At 55.3% G+C, this 14,463-nt stretch carries 17 protein-coding genes; 12 read left to right on the plus strand and 5 right to left on the minus strand.

The annotated features are described in order from the left end of the window. Nucleotides 1–16 precede the first annotated feature (16 nt). The 3 genes from PH7735_RS03765 (at nucleotide 17) to PH7735_RS03775 (ending at nucleotide 1,576) form a co-directional block, all read left to right on the plus strand. Nucleotides 17–523 carry a hypothetical protein gene (locus tag PH7735_RS03765; RefSeq protein WP_058309964.1) on the plus strand — a complete coding sequence of 169 codons (507 nt, stop codon included), beginning with the start codon at nucleotides 17–19 and terminating at the stop codon, nucleotides 521–523. A gap of 64 nt (nucleotides 524–587) precedes the next feature. Beyond that, nucleotides 588–1,199 (plus strand): (d)CMP kinase, encoded by a 612-nt coding sequence (locus PH7735_RS03770; RefSeq protein WP_058309965.1) that lies wholly within the window; start codon nucleotides 588–590, stop codon nucleotides 1,197–1,199. A 104-nt stretch (nucleotides 1,200–1,303) separates the two neighbouring features. Then, a complete protein-coding gene (locus PH7735_RS03775; protein WP_058309966.1) occupies nucleotides 1,304–1,576 on the plus strand; it encodes a DUF6525 family protein in 273 nt (90 codons plus the stop codon). 3 nt (nucleotides 1,577–1,579) lie between these two features. On the opposite strand, the gene PH7735_RS03780 is transcribed toward PH7735_RS03775, so the two are convergent. Further along, nucleotides 1,580–1,960 (minus strand): winged helix-turn-helix transcriptional regulator, encoded by a 381-nt coding sequence (locus tag PH7735_RS03780; RefSeq protein ID WP_058311135.1) that lies wholly within the window; start codon nucleotides 1,958–1,960, stop codon nucleotides 1,580–1,582. Nucleotides 1,961–2,084: 124 nt separating this feature from the next. On the opposite strand from PH7735_RS03780, the gene PH7735_RS03785 reads away from it, so the two are divergent. The 9 genes from PH7735_RS03785 to PH7735_RS03825 all read left to right on the plus strand — a co-directional run bounded on the left by PH7735_RS03785 (nucleotide 2,085) and on the right by PH7735_RS03825 (nucleotide 10,888). After that, the gene (locus tag PH7735_RS03785; protein WP_058309967.1) at nucleotides 2,085–2,726 is read left to right on the plus strand and encodes an NAD(P)H-dependent oxidoreductase; all 642 of its coding nucleotides are present in this window, start codon (nucleotides 2,085–2,087) and stop codon (nucleotides 2,724–2,726) included. 219 nt (nucleotides 2,727–2,945) lie between these two features. Beyond that, nucleotides 2,946–4,001 (plus strand): Hint domain-containing protein, encoded by a 1,056-nt coding sequence (locus PH7735_RS03790; RefSeq protein ID WP_058309968.1) that lies wholly within the window; start codon nucleotides 2,946–2,948, stop codon nucleotides 3,999–4,001. Nucleotides 4,002–4,241: 240 nt separating this feature from the next. After that, on the plus strand, nucleotides 4,242–5,924 hold the full coding sequence (rpsA, locus tag PH7735_RS03795) for a 30S ribosomal protein S1 (RefSeq protein WP_058309969.1): 1,683 nt from the start codon (nucleotides 4,242–4,244) through the stop codon (nucleotides 5,922–5,924). A 380-nt stretch (nucleotides 5,925–6,304) separates the two neighbouring features. Further along, the gene (ihfB, locus tag PH7735_RS03800; protein ID WP_058309970.1) at nucleotides 6,305–6,586 is read left to right on the plus strand and encodes an integration host factor subunit beta; all 282 of its coding nucleotides are present in this window, start codon (nucleotides 6,305–6,307) and stop codon (nucleotides 6,584–6,586) included. A gap of 3 nt (nucleotides 6,587–6,589) precedes the next feature. Beyond that, the gene (locus PH7735_RS03805) at nucleotides 6,590–6,940 is read left to right on the plus strand and encodes a lipopolysaccharide assembly protein LapA domain-containing protein (protein ID WP_058309971.1); all 351 of its coding nucleotides are present in this window, start codon (nucleotides 6,590–6,592) and stop codon (nucleotides 6,938–6,940) included. An 84-nt stretch (nucleotides 6,941–7,024) separates the two neighbouring features. Further along, a complete protein-coding gene (locus PH7735_RS03810; protein ID WP_058309972.1) occupies nucleotides 7,025–7,693 on the plus strand; it encodes a phosphoribosylanthranilate isomerase in 669 nt (222 codons plus the stop codon). 140 nt (nucleotides 7,694–7,833) lie between these two features. After that, on the plus strand, nucleotides 7,834–9,087 hold the full coding sequence (gene trpB / locus PH7735_RS03815) for a tryptophan synthase subunit beta (RefSeq protein ID WP_058309973.1): 1,254 nt from the start codon (nucleotides 7,834–7,836) through the stop codon (nucleotides 9,085–9,087). Between the two features lie 59 nt (nucleotides 9,088–9,146). Beyond that, nucleotides 9,147–9,446 carry a hypothetical protein gene (locus tag PH7735_RS03820; protein ID WP_058309974.1) on the plus strand — a complete coding sequence of 100 codons (300 nt, stop codon included), beginning with the start codon at nucleotides 9,147–9,149 and terminating at the stop codon, nucleotides 9,444–9,446. A gap of 77 nt (nucleotides 9,447–9,523) precedes the next feature. After that, nucleotides 9,524–10,888, plus strand: a complete 1,365-nt coding sequence (locus tag PH7735_RS03825; protein ID WP_058309975.1) for an FAD-dependent oxidoreductase — start codon at nucleotides 9,524–9,526, stop codon at nucleotides 10,886–10,888. 10 nt (nucleotides 10,889–10,898) lie between these two features. On the opposite strand, the gene PH7735_RS03830 is transcribed toward PH7735_RS03825, so the two are convergent. From PH7735_RS03830 to pth, 4 genes are all read right to left on the minus strand, one after another. Beyond that, nucleotides 10,899–11,267: a DUF2237 family protein gene (locus PH7735_RS03830; protein WP_058311136.1), complete on the minus strand. Its 369-nt coding sequence runs from the start codon at nucleotides 11,265–11,267 to the stop codon at nucleotides 10,899–10,901. A gap of 64 nt (nucleotides 11,268–11,331) precedes the next feature. Then, nucleotides 11,332–12,498, minus strand: a complete 1,167-nt coding sequence (locus tag PH7735_RS03835) for a serine hydrolase domain-containing protein (RefSeq protein WP_058309976.1) — start codon at nucleotides 12,496–12,498, stop codon at nucleotides 11,332–11,334. A 59-nt stretch (nucleotides 12,499–12,557) separates the two neighbouring features. After that, nucleotides 12,558–13,601, minus strand: a complete 1,044-nt coding sequence (locus tag PH7735_RS03840) for a DUF2332 domain-containing protein (RefSeq protein WP_058309977.1) — start codon at nucleotides 13,599–13,601, stop codon at nucleotides 12,558–12,560. Then, nucleotides 13,598–14,350, minus strand: a complete 753-nt coding sequence (pth, locus tag PH7735_RS03845; protein WP_058309978.1) for an aminoacyl-tRNA hydrolase — start codon at nucleotides 14,348–14,350, stop codon at nucleotides 13,598–13,600. The genes PH7735_RS03840 and pth overlap by 4 nt, the downstream gene beginning before the upstream one ends. Nucleotides 14,351–14,463: the final 113 nt, after the last annotated feature.

Consider the following 14,463-nt stretch of genomic DNA (forward strand, 5'->3'; position numbering starts at 1 on the left):
TGTCGGGGAGGGGGATATGCAGCGCGCTTTCTGGATTAGTTTGACCTGCGCAATGGGTCTCTATTTGTTGATGGTCTTCTGGTCCATCCCGTTCGTCGCTTATGAGGCGGGGGGGCAGGTTCCGTTTGACATGCGCCCGATGGGCTATGGTCTGGACGAGGCGCGGTCCTTTTTACAGGCGTTGACGGCGGAAGGGCGGTCCTTCTATCTCGGCACACAGTTGAAGCTTGATCTGGTCTATCCTGCGCTGCTGGGCTTGTCCCTTATCCTAGGGTTGCAATTGGTCATACGACAGCCTTGGTCGACAGCCTTTGGTGTTGTTGCGTTGATGGCGACGGCTTCGGACTATTTCGAGAATTTCCTGATTTCCGTCATGCTTCACACGCCAGTCGACGAGATCGACGAGGCCACGGTTCAGGTGGCCAGCTTTCTGACCTTAAGCAAATCCATCGGCCACACTGTGTGCTTTGTTGCGCTTCTGACCGGAGCGATGTTCCGATTGGGCCGACGTTTGTTGCGTTAGGTCTTGAAACGGGTCTTTGTGGCTGTGATAGAAGAGCGACCAAGCATCAGCGCAGGGAAACAGGATGAGCTTTACCATCGCAATTGACGGGCCCGCCGCAGCCGGCAAAGGCACAATCTCCAAAGCTGTTGCATCGCATTTCGGGTTTGCCCATCTGGATACAGGTCTTTTGTATCGCGCGGTTGGGGCACGCACGTTGGACGGAACGGATCCGATTGAAGCCGCAAAAGCGTTGGTCGCGGAAGATCTCGAAGCAGACAATCTGCGATCGCCAGAGGTGGCTCAAGCGGCCAGCAAAGTGGCCGTGATTGCAGAGGTTCGGGCCGCGTTGATTGATTTCCAGCGTGCCTTTGCCCGCCGGTCAGGTGGCGCGGTGCTGGACGGTCGTGACATTGGAACCGTGATTTGCCCGAATGCCGAGGCCAAGCTCTTTGTGACCGCAAGCGCCGAGGTCCGCGCAGAGCGCCGGTATCTCGAGTTGTCGGACAAGGACATCGATATTAGCCGCGAGCAGGTGCTGGCAGATGTCAAAGAACGGGACGCGCGTGACATGGAGCGTGCCGAAGCACCTCTCAAACCGGCGGCGGATGCTGTTGTGATTGATACCAGTGATCTGGCGATTGATGCCGCTGTTGCCAAAGCGATTGCCGCGATAAAGGCGCGCCGCGAGACTTGACTTAAATTTTGGGGATACGAGGCAATTCGGGGCTTTTTCTCGCTTCAGGTGTTATGTAATAACATTTATAAGTCGCAGCCCGTTCCCTATCGATCTTGTTCTTCATGTCAGACACTGTTTCCCGAACTCCACGCAGATCCGCCCGCAACCTGTCCTCCGCGCTCAGCGGACGTCGAAGCCAAAACCCCATGCGGGAATTTGATGCCTTGCCGCCAGAGTTGCGGCGCTGGCTTGCACAGGCCGCATTGCCTTGGTCTGCAAGGTCTGTTCGCAAAATCTGGCGCAAAGGGCTGCAAGAGGGTGGTGTTCCCGCGGCCCTTGCACGGCTGAGTGCGGCCGAGGTCGCGACGCTTTCTAAAGAAAAGCTTGCCCGATAAGGGTCAGGCGCTTTTGACGTCTTTTTCGGCGGCGTCATCGTACTGTGCGCGCGCTGCGTCGATGGCTTTCAGATTTTCCAGACCCCACACCGCGAGCACTTCTACAGGTTCCCTGAACGAATCCCCCAGCGGGGTCAGGGCATACTCGACCTTGGGGGGGATGGTCGGATAGTAGGTGCGGCTTACCAGCCCGTCACGTTCCAGATCGCGCAACGTCAGGCTGAGCATCCGCTGGGAGATGCCGAGGTTGCGTTTCAATTCGTTAAACCGAAGCGTCCCGTACTGGCTGAGCGATGCGACGATCAAAACACTCCAGCGGTCCCCGACGCGTGACAGAACTTCGTTAAGGCGACGACAATCTGGACATTGGGCGATTGGGGCCATGGTGGTTCCCTTCATGTAACCGGGGCTCAGGAATGTGCCTTCTTGCGGGGCTCTCTGGTGCCCCTTATATCGTCAGTATCGAAAATATACCACCCATTCCGGGTGAGGCAAAAGGACGTTTCACATGGCTGCGAGCACATTGATCGAAAAACTGAACTGGCGGTATGCCACCAAAAAAATGGACCCTGCAAAAGCGGTTCCGCAAGAGAAGGTCGATCAGATTGTCGAAGCGATCCGTATGGCCCCTACGTCGAGCGGCACGCAACCTTTTGAACTGTTCGTCGTGACCAACCCGGAGGTGCGCGCCGACATCCGCAAAGTGGCCTGGGATCAGGCACAGATCACGGATGGATCGCACCTGTTGGTGTTTGCTGCGTGGGACAACTATTCCGCTGACCGCATTGATGCCGTGACATCGCAGATGACAGAAGAACGTGGTGAGCTTCCGCTGCTGAACCAATATTACGAGAACCTGAAGGCCACTTACCTGCCTCGTGAACAACAGACCAATCACGACCACGCCGCCCGTCAGGCCTATATCGCGCTTGGCTTTGCGATGGCCGCAGCGGCCGAGCTGGAAGTGGATTGTTGTCCGATGGAAGGGTTTGACCCTTCAAAAGTCGACGAGATTTTGGGGCTGAAAGAAAAAGGTCTGGGCTCGGTTTTGCTTTTGCCGCTTGGCTATCGTCAGGATAACGCTGACTGGCTGTTGCCAATGAAGAAAGTGCGCAAAGGCAAATCAACCATGGTGACCGAGGTCGCCTAAATCAGGCTTAATCCTTAAGGAACCAACAGAGAGCGGAACTTAGGTCCCGCTCTTTCTGCTTTAGCGCCTTCAGAAAAGCTTGGGAAATTCACGGAAATCTATTGCGCCTCATTTGCGCCACATTTTGCGGCAACAATCAGTCAAAAGCTGAGTGACTTGTAACAAAATAGAAACAATCGCTAAAGCGATGATCGCTCAAAAGGGCAAGAGGCAAGCTCGATGGCAACCATATCATTCTTCGCACGTGGCGACAGTAACACTGCAAACAATGCCGCTTTGAATGCACAGAACACAAATACCACGCCGACGACTGAAATCACGTTCTCGAGTGGAGCCAGTGGTAATCTTCTGCTGGAGCCGAATGGCGGCAACACAGATCCGGATACCACCGTGATCGTTAATGGTGTCGAGATGAGCTTTACTGTAAATTTTTCTGGAACACTGCCGTTCACCAACAAATTGAGCAACGTGAATGGTCTGGACTTGCGAGGTGAGCCTATTGTGGTGATCACAACAGTGGCCGGACAGAGATTGTTCTTTTTGACCAATGGCATCACCGAAGTCACAATGGACGACTTTCCCAATGGTGCTCATGATCTTGAAATGGTTACGGACACTGTTGTTGTACCTGTCTGCTTTGTCAAAGGTGCAAGGATTCGGACCCCCTCGGGCGATACGCCTGTTGAAAATCTAAAAGTCGGCGATTTGGTCACGTGTGCGGATGGAGGATCCCAAGAAATTTTATGGATGTCGCAGAGGGAATTCTCCTTTCAGGAATTGTTGATACATCCGGAGTTCCGCCCAATTTGTATAGCTGCGGATTTGTTTGGGGTCGGCGTACCTGCGGCTGATTTGTGGCTATCGCCGCAACACCGCGTGATGTTTAGCGGATGGGAGGCCGAATTGTACTTTCAAAATCCTGAAGTATTCCTGCCTGCGATAAGTCTCTCGGCGAGACGTGAAGCCACCGGGCCTGATATTGCCAATGGTGTTACCTATTTCCACCTGATGTTCGCCCAACATGAGGTGATATTTGCAAATGATCTTCCGTGTGAAAGCCTGTTTCCCGGAGATAGCGCTTTGGCCTCGTTGACGCAGTCTGCTCGAGACTCTCTTGCAGCGCGGTTTGACCAGCATAAAAACAATTGGTCTGACTATGGCTCAACAGCACGGCATGCTTTGTCTCGCCGAGAAGGAGAAATTCTATTGGAATGCGCTGGGATTGGACGCGGGGCGCAGTTTGTACCAGAGCCGCACCAACTGCTTGCCGCCTGAGCGAAACGCTGTTCGTCCCTTGCGTTGTTGGGAAATATTGTCTATACGCGCCTCCGTCGATAAGGCGATTAACGCCATAGAATCACAGCAGACGAGCAGGGTCGGACCTCCGGCCCTCTTTGTTTTGGGTTTTATGTGTGCGTCTGACCAATTTGTTCTGCCACAAGGCAGGCGCTATCCAAGACCGGCGGAGACAACCGCTCGGCCCGAAAAAACGTTAGTAAAGGAAACTGAGACCAAATGGCTCAAAACGTATCTATGGAGGACTTCGAAGCCCTTCTGAATGAAAGCTTCGAAATGGACACCCCAAACGAGGGGACTGTCGTTAAAGGCAAAGTCATCGCAATTGAAGCGGGACAAGCCATCATCGACGTAGGCTACAAAATGGAAGGCCGCGTTGATCTTAAAGAATTCGCAAACCCTGGTGAAGCTCCTGAAATCGCTGTTGGCGACGAAGTAGAAGTCTTCCTGCGCGCGGCTGAAAACGCCCGTGGCGAAGCCGTTATCTCGCGTGAGATGGCCCGTCGCGAAGAAGCATGGGATCGCCTGGAAAAAGCATACGCAGACGATGCACGCGTCGAAGGCGCAATCTTCGGCCGCGTCAAAGGTGGCTTTACTGTCGACCTCGGCGGCGCAGTTGCCTTCTTGCCCGGTTCGCAAGTTGACGTACGTCCCGTACGCGACGCTGGCCCTCTGATGGGTCTGAAGCAGCCATTCCAAATTCTGAAAATGGACCGCCGTCGTGGCAACATCGTTGTTTCGCGTCGCGCAATCCTCGAAGAATCGCGTGCCGAACAGCGCGCAGAAGTCATCGGCAACCTGTCCGAAGGTCAGGCTGTGGAAGGCGTCGTCAAGAACATCACCGAATACGGTGCGTTTGTTGACCTCGGCGGCGTTGACGGCCTGCTGCACGTCACCGACATGGCATGGCGTCGTGTGAACCACCCATCTGAAATCCTGTCGATTGGCGAAACCGTCAACGTTCAGGTTATCAAGATCAACAAAGAAACCCACCGCATCTCGCTGGGCATGAAGCAACTGCAAGACGATCCTTGGGATCTCGTGGCTGCCAAATTCCCACTGGAATCAGTTCACACTGGCCGCGTGACCAACATCACCGACTACGGTGCATTTGTTGAGCTTGAGCCAGGTGTTGAAGGTCTGGTTCACGTTTCGGAAATGTCTTGGACAAAGAAAAACGTTCACCCAGGCAAAATCGTGTCTACTTCGCAAGAAGTCGAAGTCATGGTTCTGGAAATCGACTCGGCCAAACGTCGTGTGTCGCTTGGTCTCAAACAGACTATGCGCAACCCATGGGAAGTCTTTGCTGAGACCCACCCAGAGGGCACAGAAGTCGAAGGCGAAGTCAAAAACATCACCGAATTCGGTCTGTTCATTGGCCTCGACAACGACATCGACGGCATGGTTCACCTGTCGGACATCTCTTGGGACGAGCGTGGCGAAGACGCAATCCAAAGCTACAAAAAGGGCGACGTCGTCCAGGCTGTTGTTTCGGAAGTCGACGTCGACAAAGAGCGTATCTCTCTCTCGATCAAAGCTCTCGGTGGCGACAAGTTCGCAGAAGCTGTTGGCGGCGTGAAGCGCGGTTCGATCATCACTGTTGAAGTGACTGCAATCGAAGACGGCGGCATCGAAGTCGAATACGAAGGCATGAAATCGTTCATCCGTCGTTCAGACCTGTCGCGTGACCGTGCTGAGCAGCGTCCAGAGCGTTTCTCGGTAGGCAACAAAGTAGACGTTCGCGTCACCAACGTTGACTCCAAGACACGTCGTCTGGGTCTGTCGATCAAAGCTCGCGAGATCGCAGAAGAGAAAGAAGCCGTAGAACAGTACGGTTCGTCTGACTCGGGTGCATCGCTGGGTGATATCCTCGGCGCCGCTCTGAAAACTGGCGACGAATAAGAATAAACCGACCTCGTCGGTTGTAGAAACGGCCTCGCAAATTGCGAGGCCGTTTTTCGTTTTAGAGGTCGGAATCCGGGTCAAAATGACCTTTGAAGATGTGGGTTTTCCTGAGTGAAGGTGCGTTCTGAACAGCGTCGGTGCACAAGGGGCATCGCTTTTTCATTCCGAATCAATAGCTTCGCTGCAGCGCAAAAGTTGCGCGATTGGGCATGTGGATGCCGTGTGGAAAGGCGGGGTTTCGCCGATACGCCTAAAATCTGGCATCGAAAAGCGGAATTTCGGCTTTTGCCTTCCGCAATTTGTTTCCGTTTTGGAGGTTTGTTCCTATAGTTGCCTTGATGCACGCGAAGACATGCACGCCCAGGGAGATAACAAACATGATCCGTTCGGAACTGATTCAGAAAATTGCAGATGAAAACCCGCACCTTTACCAGCGGGATGTGGAACGGATCGTTAACACGATCTTTGACGAAATCACCAACGCGATGTCCCGTGGAGATCGGGTCGAGCTGCGTGGCTTTGGGGCCTTCTCGGTCAAAAAGCGTGACGCTCGGGTCGGACGCAATCCGCGCACCGGGGAATCGGTTGAGGTCGAGGAAAAACATGTCCCGTTTTTCAAGACCGGCAAGTTGTTGCGTGATCGTCTCAACGGAAAGTAACCCATGCGGTATATTCGGTACGCGTTTCTCGGAGCGATCGGAATCATTCTGATCTCTGTGGCCATCGCTAATCTTGCGGCAGTTCAGCTTGTTTTGCTGCCTGACGCGCTTGCTGACCTGTTCGGCTTCAATTTCACAATCACTTTGCCGCTGTTCGTGGTGATCCTTGGCAGTATCGCCGTGGGTCTGTTGATTGGCTTCGTTTGGGAGTGGCTGCGTGAACACAAGCATCGCTCTGAAAAGTCGAAAACACAAAAAGAGCTTAAGCAGACACAGCGCGAAGTGCGTCGTCTGAAAGGCAAACAAAACGAGAAGAAGGATGAAGTCCTTGTTCTGCTGGAAGAAGCAAGCTGACGCTGGTTTTGACCTCAAGAGTTTTTTGAAAGTAGAAGGGGCGGGCTGTTTACAACCCGCCTTTTTGCTGTGAGACCAAGACCCATGGATATTCGTGTCAAGATTTGCGGGTTGAAACGCCCGGAGCATGTAGAAGCCGTTGCTGAAGCAGGGGCGGCCTATGCCGGATTTGTGTTTTTCGAAAAATCACCGCGCAATGTGTCGCTGGGGCTGGCGCGCGAGCTGGCGCTGGCGGCGCCAGTGGGTCTGGCCAAGGTGGCGTTGGTTGTGAATGCAGAAGACGCCTTTCTCGATAATCTTCTCGCGACCGTGCCGCTCGATATTTTGCAGCTGCACGGTAAAGAAAGCCCTGAACGCGTTGCTGAAATTCGGGCACGCTATGGGCTGCCGGTGATGAAGGCCGTCGGAATTGCGGAAGAAGCCGATCTGGTGCAGTTGCAGTCCTATGGGGCCGTTGCGGATCAATTGCTTGTCGATGCCAAGCCGCCAAAGGGCGCGGCCTTGCCGGGTGGAAACGGGTTGTCGTTTGATTGGCGTCTGGTGAACCGCAAATACTGGCCGTGCCCGTGGATGCTTGCGGGTGGATTGACCCCTGACAATGTGGCGACAGCGGTACAGATGACCGGTGCGCGACAGGTGGATGTGTCTTCTGGTGTCGAAAGCGCGCCGGGCGAAAAGGACATCGCGTTGATCCGGGCCTTTGTGGCCGCCGCCAAAGGCGAGGCCAAGGATGCGGTGCCGGTGCTGCGGTAATCCTTGTGCCGCTTATGGACAATGCACCAAGGCACGCAATCTCTTTCATAGGACGCAGTTGGGTATTTTCAGCACGCTTTGCGCTTGCCCCGACGCCCCCTGCGCTCTAGGTAAAGTGGACGCAAAAGAAGGGCGAGAGTATGGCCGAAGATCTTTTCAATAGCTTCATGAATGGACCCGACGAAAAGGGTCGTTTCGGAAAATTCGGGGGACGCTTTGTGTCCGAAACCCTGATGCCTCTGATCCTTGATCTGGAAGCCGAATACGAGAAGGCCAAAACCGACGACACCTTCTGGGCCGAGATGCAGGACCTTTGGACCCACTATGTTGGTCGTCCAAGCCCACTGTATTTCGCAGAGCGCATGACCGAAACACTGGGTGGCGCTAAGATCTATCTCAAGCGAGACGAGCTTAACCACACGGGTGCGCATAAAATCAACAACGTGCTGGGCCAGATAATTCTGGCACGCCGCATGGGCAAGACCCGTATTATTGCCGAAACAGGCGCGGGCCAGCACGGCGTGGCAACTGCAACCGTCTGTGCCAAGTTTGGCCTCAAATGTGTTGTCTATATGGGCGCTCATGACGTTCAGCGTCAGGCCCCCAACGTATTCCGTATGCGCCTTTTGGGCGCCGAGGTCGTTCCGGTGACCAGCGGCCGTGGTACGCTCAAGGATGCAATGAACGATGCGCTGCGCGATTGGGTGACCAATGTACGCGACACGTTTTATTGCATCGGAACCGTGGCCGGACCCCATCCCTATCCGGCAATGGTGCGCGACTTCCAATCCATCATTGGCAAAGAAGTCAGAGAGCAGCTTCCCGAGTTTGAAGGCGAAGGGGCTTTGCCTGATACGATCATTGCCTCGATTGGCGGTGGATCGAATGCCATGGGCCTGTTCTATCCGTTCCTTGACGATGACTCGGTCAATATCATCGGTGTCGAAGCCGGCGGCAAAGGCGTCGATGAAAACATGGAACACTGTGCGTCCCTGACCGGTGGACGCCCCGGCGTTCTGCACGGGAACCGCACCTATCTGCTTCAGGACGATGACGGCCAAATTCTGGAAGGCTATTCGATTTCTGCGGGGCTGGATTATCCGGGCATCGGCCCAGAACACAGCTGGCTGCACGACACAGGGCGCGCAAAATATGTGTCCATCACAGACAAAGAGGCTTTGGAAGCCTTCCAGTTCTCGTGTGCACAAGAAGGGATTATTCCTGCGCTCGAGCCCTGCCACGCATTGGCACATGTGATGAAGATCGCCCCGACTTTGCCCAAGGACCATGTGCTTGTGATGAACATGTGTGGACGCGGTGACAAAGACGTTCAAACGGTGGCCCGTTATCTGGGCTTTGACATGAGCGACACAGAAGGTCGCGCAGCCGAATAAGGTTTAAAGGGCGGCCCAGAGGCCGCCTTTTTTGTTTTGGGAGAGGCATCAGAACGGTCATGGTCCGAAGCTTGATCCAGATACTGGTTGTCATCACCTTCGTCGGAACAGCCTCACCCGCCTTGGCCCAAGGGTCTGCAAAAGACCGGATCTTCGGTGAAATGCAAGCGGCGGGGTACAGCGAGATCAAAGTGGATCGTACGCTGTTTGGCCGCACCCGTATTATCGGTCGGACATCCAATCGGGCACGAGTTGTAATCCTGAACCCCAAGACAGGCAAAATTTTCGAAGACAACACGGGACCAATAGGGCCGCCGCCGACCGAGAATACACCGGATGGCACAGGTCTGGCCTACTGACCTTGGACATCCTGAATTCTTGAACGGCGGTATGATTTTATTTGACGCAGGCGCAGGCCGTGCGGCACCGTCGCAGAATGCGAACGATACTCGAACCAGCCCGCCAAATAGACGTCATTCATGAAACCGATGTGCTTGTTGTGGGCTCGGGTCCCGGAGGGCTGTCTGCGGCTCTGGCGGCGGCGCGTGCTGGCGTCGAGGTCTGCCTTGTCGAGCGCTATGGGTGCTTTGGCGGCAACATCACGGCGGTCGGCGTCGAGGGTATGCACTGGTATCGCCACGAGGCAACGGTAGAGTCCGATGGTATTGCGCGCGAATTTGAAAACGCTGCCAAGGATGCGGGTTTCGCGGTGCCCGAGTCTCAATCCCTCAGCTATGAAATTGACAGCGAAGGGTTCAAGCTGGTTGCGGACCGCATGGTCGAAGAGGCTGGCATCCACGCCATGCTGCATCGCTCTTTTGTTGCGCCGATTATGGAGGGCAACCGGATCACGGGCATTATCACCGAATCCAAGGCAGGCCGCGAAGCGATCCTGGCCAAGGTTGTTGTGGATGCGACAGGAGACGCGGATGTTGCGCATCGTGCGGGGGCCCCGACAAGCAAAGCGCCACGCGAAGATCTGATGGCGGCGTCGGTTATGTTCCATGTGGCAGGGCTGGATAAGGCCCGTTTTGTGGAAGGGATCAAGCAAGACCCACAGACCTATGCCGATTGGGGTGGCGGTGGAGAGTGGAACATTGAAACCACAGGTAAAGAGGACAGCATGTTCTCGCCGTTTTTGCACAAACCCTTTGCACAGGCGATCAAGGCCGGAATGATCCCTGCGCATCTGAATACCATCGCGGGCACATGGGGCGCGGCGCATGACACGGGCGAATTGACTTATATGAACCTGATCCACCTTGCCAATTGCGATGGCACAGATCCCGATGACCTCACCGCAAATGAAATTGAAGGGCGGCGTCAGGCCATGTTGGCCATTGAGGCACTGCGCGCCTATACGCCGGGCTGCGAGAATATTCGTTTGCGCAATTTTGGCATGACGCTGGGCATTCGCGACACCCGCAAGGTCGATACCAATTACATCATGACCGAAACGGATGTGCGCGAACAGGCGCGGTTTGACGACAGCATTGGTATCTTTCCTGAGTTTATTGACGGGTATGGGGTTCTGATCTTGCCAACGACGGGGCGGTATTTCGAAATCCCGTACAGAAACCTGTTGCCCAAAAAGATCAAAGGGTTGCTGGTTTCGGGGCGGGCCACGGGCGGTGAAAAAATTGCCCATGCAGCCACACGCAATATGGCGTGCTGTGCGGTGATCGGGCAGGGGGCGGGGATCGCCGCAGCCTTGGCGACAAAATCAAATGCCGAATTGGACGCGGTCGATATCACAGCAATTCAGCAAGAATTGAAAAGGCAGGGAGCACGCGCGCACTAGACCGCTCCGCTTACAAAGCGTGAAGGTTCAGAACTTCCATCGGAACAATATCGAGTGTTTTTTCATGTGTCGCCTCAAGGTGCACCTTGGGCGCGCAGCCTTCGTCATGGGCCTGAAGGAACCGGCTTGCGCACAGGCACCATTGATCCCCCGGCTTCAACCCGGGAAAGCCGAACTGCGGATGCGGGGTGGAGAGATCGTTGCCCACATATTTTGAGAATGCCAGAAACTCGGCAGTCATCACGGCGCAGACCGTATGCACGCCTTGATCTTCGTAACAGGTGTTGCAGTGACCGTCTCGAAAGAACCCCGTCAGCGGCGTGGACGAGCATTTCTCAAGCACAGTGCCCAGTACATTTACCGAAGGTTCCATCTGCATGACCTGAAATGTCCTCATTGTGGTTTGCCCGACATCTTAGGGCAAACCACGTTCTGCACCAAGGCTACTGCAAGCTTTCGCTGATTTGGCGGAACATTGCGATATTTGAATCGCTGACGCCGTCTTGTTTGAACTGTCGATCAGCCGAGTTCACGGCGATCACAATGCCCAAGGGTCGGTTGATATAAACGTACTGGCCGTAGACACCGATTCCAAAAAACTCGCCGTCGCGAACGTCTTTGGGCATCCACCACTGGTACCCATAGTGCAGCTTGCCTTCCGCAGTCTTGGCGCTTGGAACCGTGCTGGCCGCGACCCAGTCGGCGGGAACAATCTGTTGGCCGCCATACATGCCGTTTTGCAGGAACATCTGCCCAAAGCGGGCATAGTCACGGGTTCGGATATTAAGCCCACCCAATACAAAGGCCACACCCACACCGTCGGTGATGTAGTAGGGGGAGGCTTCGTAACCCAGTGGCTGAATGATTTTCTCGGACAGCAGGCTGGCGATATCGCGGCCGGTTGCACCGCGGATCACCATCCCCAAAATATGGGTATCGATGGACACGTATTTCCACTGAGCGCCCGGCACGATGAAGGTTTCGCTCAATCCTTCTGCAAAGGAATCCATCGTCCCGCCCAAGGCAATTACACGGCCCATCCGGTTTATGTCGGAATTGAAGTCCAGATAATCCTCGTCAAAGGTGACACCGCTCGACATTTGCAAAACATTGCGAATGGTGGCCGCGTCATAGGCCGTGCCTGCGAGGGACGGGGCGTATTTTGTGACCGGATCATCTAGACTTTCGATGTGACCTTCTGCGAGGACCACCCCGAACAACGCGGACAAATAGGATTTGGCCACGGACCAAGAGATGCGCTGGTCTTCTGGTGATGTGCCTTGATAATAGGTTTCATGCACCATCTGGCCGTCTTTCAAAACGACCACACCGGTGACAGAGCGTTGTTCGACCCAGTCGGCAAACCTCGATGGCATGTCTGCGTTTGGTCCCTGTGGCAAGGCGGAAACCGGCCCGTCACCCCGTGCGACGTCGCGGGTCAAGAAGGCTTGGTTCATGTTTGAAAAGTTGTGGACGATCTTGTCTTCGCTGAACAACGAGTTCACCGCCATCAGGCGATGAATTTCTTCGCGTTTCCAGACATACATGACAGCTGCTGCCAGAATGAGCATCAATAAGATGCGACCCAGCCATTTTCCGATGGTGCGCATGGTTCCCCTCCGTTTGCGCCTATACGACACGGCCAAGAGGGACTTTGGCAAGAGTTACGTTAGGAGAGCCGTTCAGGCCCCTGCCAATCCACCCAGCGACCATGAAAGTCGATCCGTCCGAGATCAATAAGCTGATCGCCTGGCCAAAGCCGCATGGTCAGGCTCGCGCCAGGAGAGTTTCCATCGGCTTCCATACGCAACCACGCAAGCGGGCGTTCTGGCGTTGCTTTGGCGCCTGCGTCCTCGATGATCTGCTGCCCGCGCGCCTGCACATCTGTCGGGAAATACTGCCACGCAACAGTGTGATAAATCAGGTGAAGGCCGCCAAAGGGCTGTTCGATGCGGTCCCCAAGCCAGTCAATGGCATCCGCACGATCAACCTCGGCGGTTTGCAATGTGATTGCGGCGCGGGTGCGGTCCATACGATCGCTCTGGTCAGGCCACAGATACGCCAGCAAGCGCAGCGCGCCTTCTTCACTGGCGGCCTCAAGCGGGTTGAGATCAACGCCGCGACGGTCACGGATATCAGGTGTCGAGACTGGGGGAAGGACCCCGGTCCATGTCGGGTTGAGCGCGACCGTTGCCCCGCTGGCACCGTACGTCTGATCCTGCAGCTGCAACGAAAACTGGTCAAACATGAGGTTCAACCCACCGCTTGCACCAAGTTCCGACAGGCGCATGGGAAGGCCAAACCGGTCATTCAAGAGGTTCGAGGCTGCAATGAGAGCCGCAGACCGGCGTACCTCATTGGTTTGTGGGGCGTTGTCGACCCAGCCGCAAAGCCAGTCGTCATGCGTGCGCAGGGCCGCTTCGACCGCCGCCCAAAGCGCGTCGTCTGTTGCCGCATTGGGCGGGTAAACAGAAGCCAGATCTCCATCCATCCCTTTCAGAACAAGGGCGTGCAAACCACCTGTGGTGCGCAAGGGCAGGCTGGCCGCCATTGGACGAATGTCGCCGGACCAATTGTCCAACTTCTCTGCAAGCGCTGTGTCTTGGGGCCACTTGTCGGCCAAAAGGCGCAGCAAACGTCCCATGAACGGGCTGCCCAATCCTTCGCAATGCTCGGCCTGTTCACGAAACGCTTCTCTCAAAGGTGAAGTCATTTAAATTTGTCCATCAATTTTTGCATCGCGCTGCGGGTGTCTTCTGCAGCAGCTTCCTTTGGCGCCGGTTCCGCGTTGGGTGTGGCGGGTTTTGGCGTCGCCTTCTGCGGCTTGGTTGCTTTTTGTGATGTGGGGCGGGTGCCCTCTGGTTTGGGCTTGGGCTGGGTCGTGGACGATCGCGGCGGGTTCACACGCAATGCAACGGCATTCATGAATTTCCCGCTGTCACCTGCGGCCAGATGGGATGCCCCGTCCGAGATGCCGCGCAAGACGTCATCCAGCCAGTCTTGGTCCGCTTTTGCAAAATCGCGCAACACATAGCCGGAAACGGCGTTTTTGTTGCCGGGATGGCCGATGCCCATGCGAATCCGGTCGTAGTGAGGCCCGATGTGCTGATGAATAGAGCGCAGCCCGTTGTGGCCTGCATGTCCGCCGCCAGCCTTGGCGCGGCATTTGCCCGGAGCAAGGTCCAGCTCGTCATGGAAAACGGTGATATCCGTGCTGTCGAGCTTGTAAAACCGCATGGCTTCGCCAACGGATTTGCCAGACAAATTCATAAAGGTTTCAGGCTTGAGCAGAATGACCTTCTCACTGCCGAACTTGCCTTCGCTTACCTGTGCCTGAAACTTTGTGCGCCACGGCGAAAATCCGTGATCCTCGGCAATCCGATCAAGGGCCATAAAGCCAATATTGTGGCGATTGCCCGCATATTTTGTTCCCGGATTTCCCAGACCAACAAACAGTTTCATGTCATGCAGTTCCCGTCTCTTGCGCACCCTGATCTATAGGCGGGTGTGAAGGCGGAATCAATTCCGGGACCACCAAAGAAAAACGCGGCCCCGAGGGACCGCGTTTCAATACA

It is taken from the genome of Shimia thalassica (genome assembly GCF_001458215.1).
GTDB classification, from domain to species: Bacteria; Pseudomonadota; Alphaproteobacteria; order Rhodobacterales; family Rhodobacteraceae; genus Shimia; species Shimia thalassica.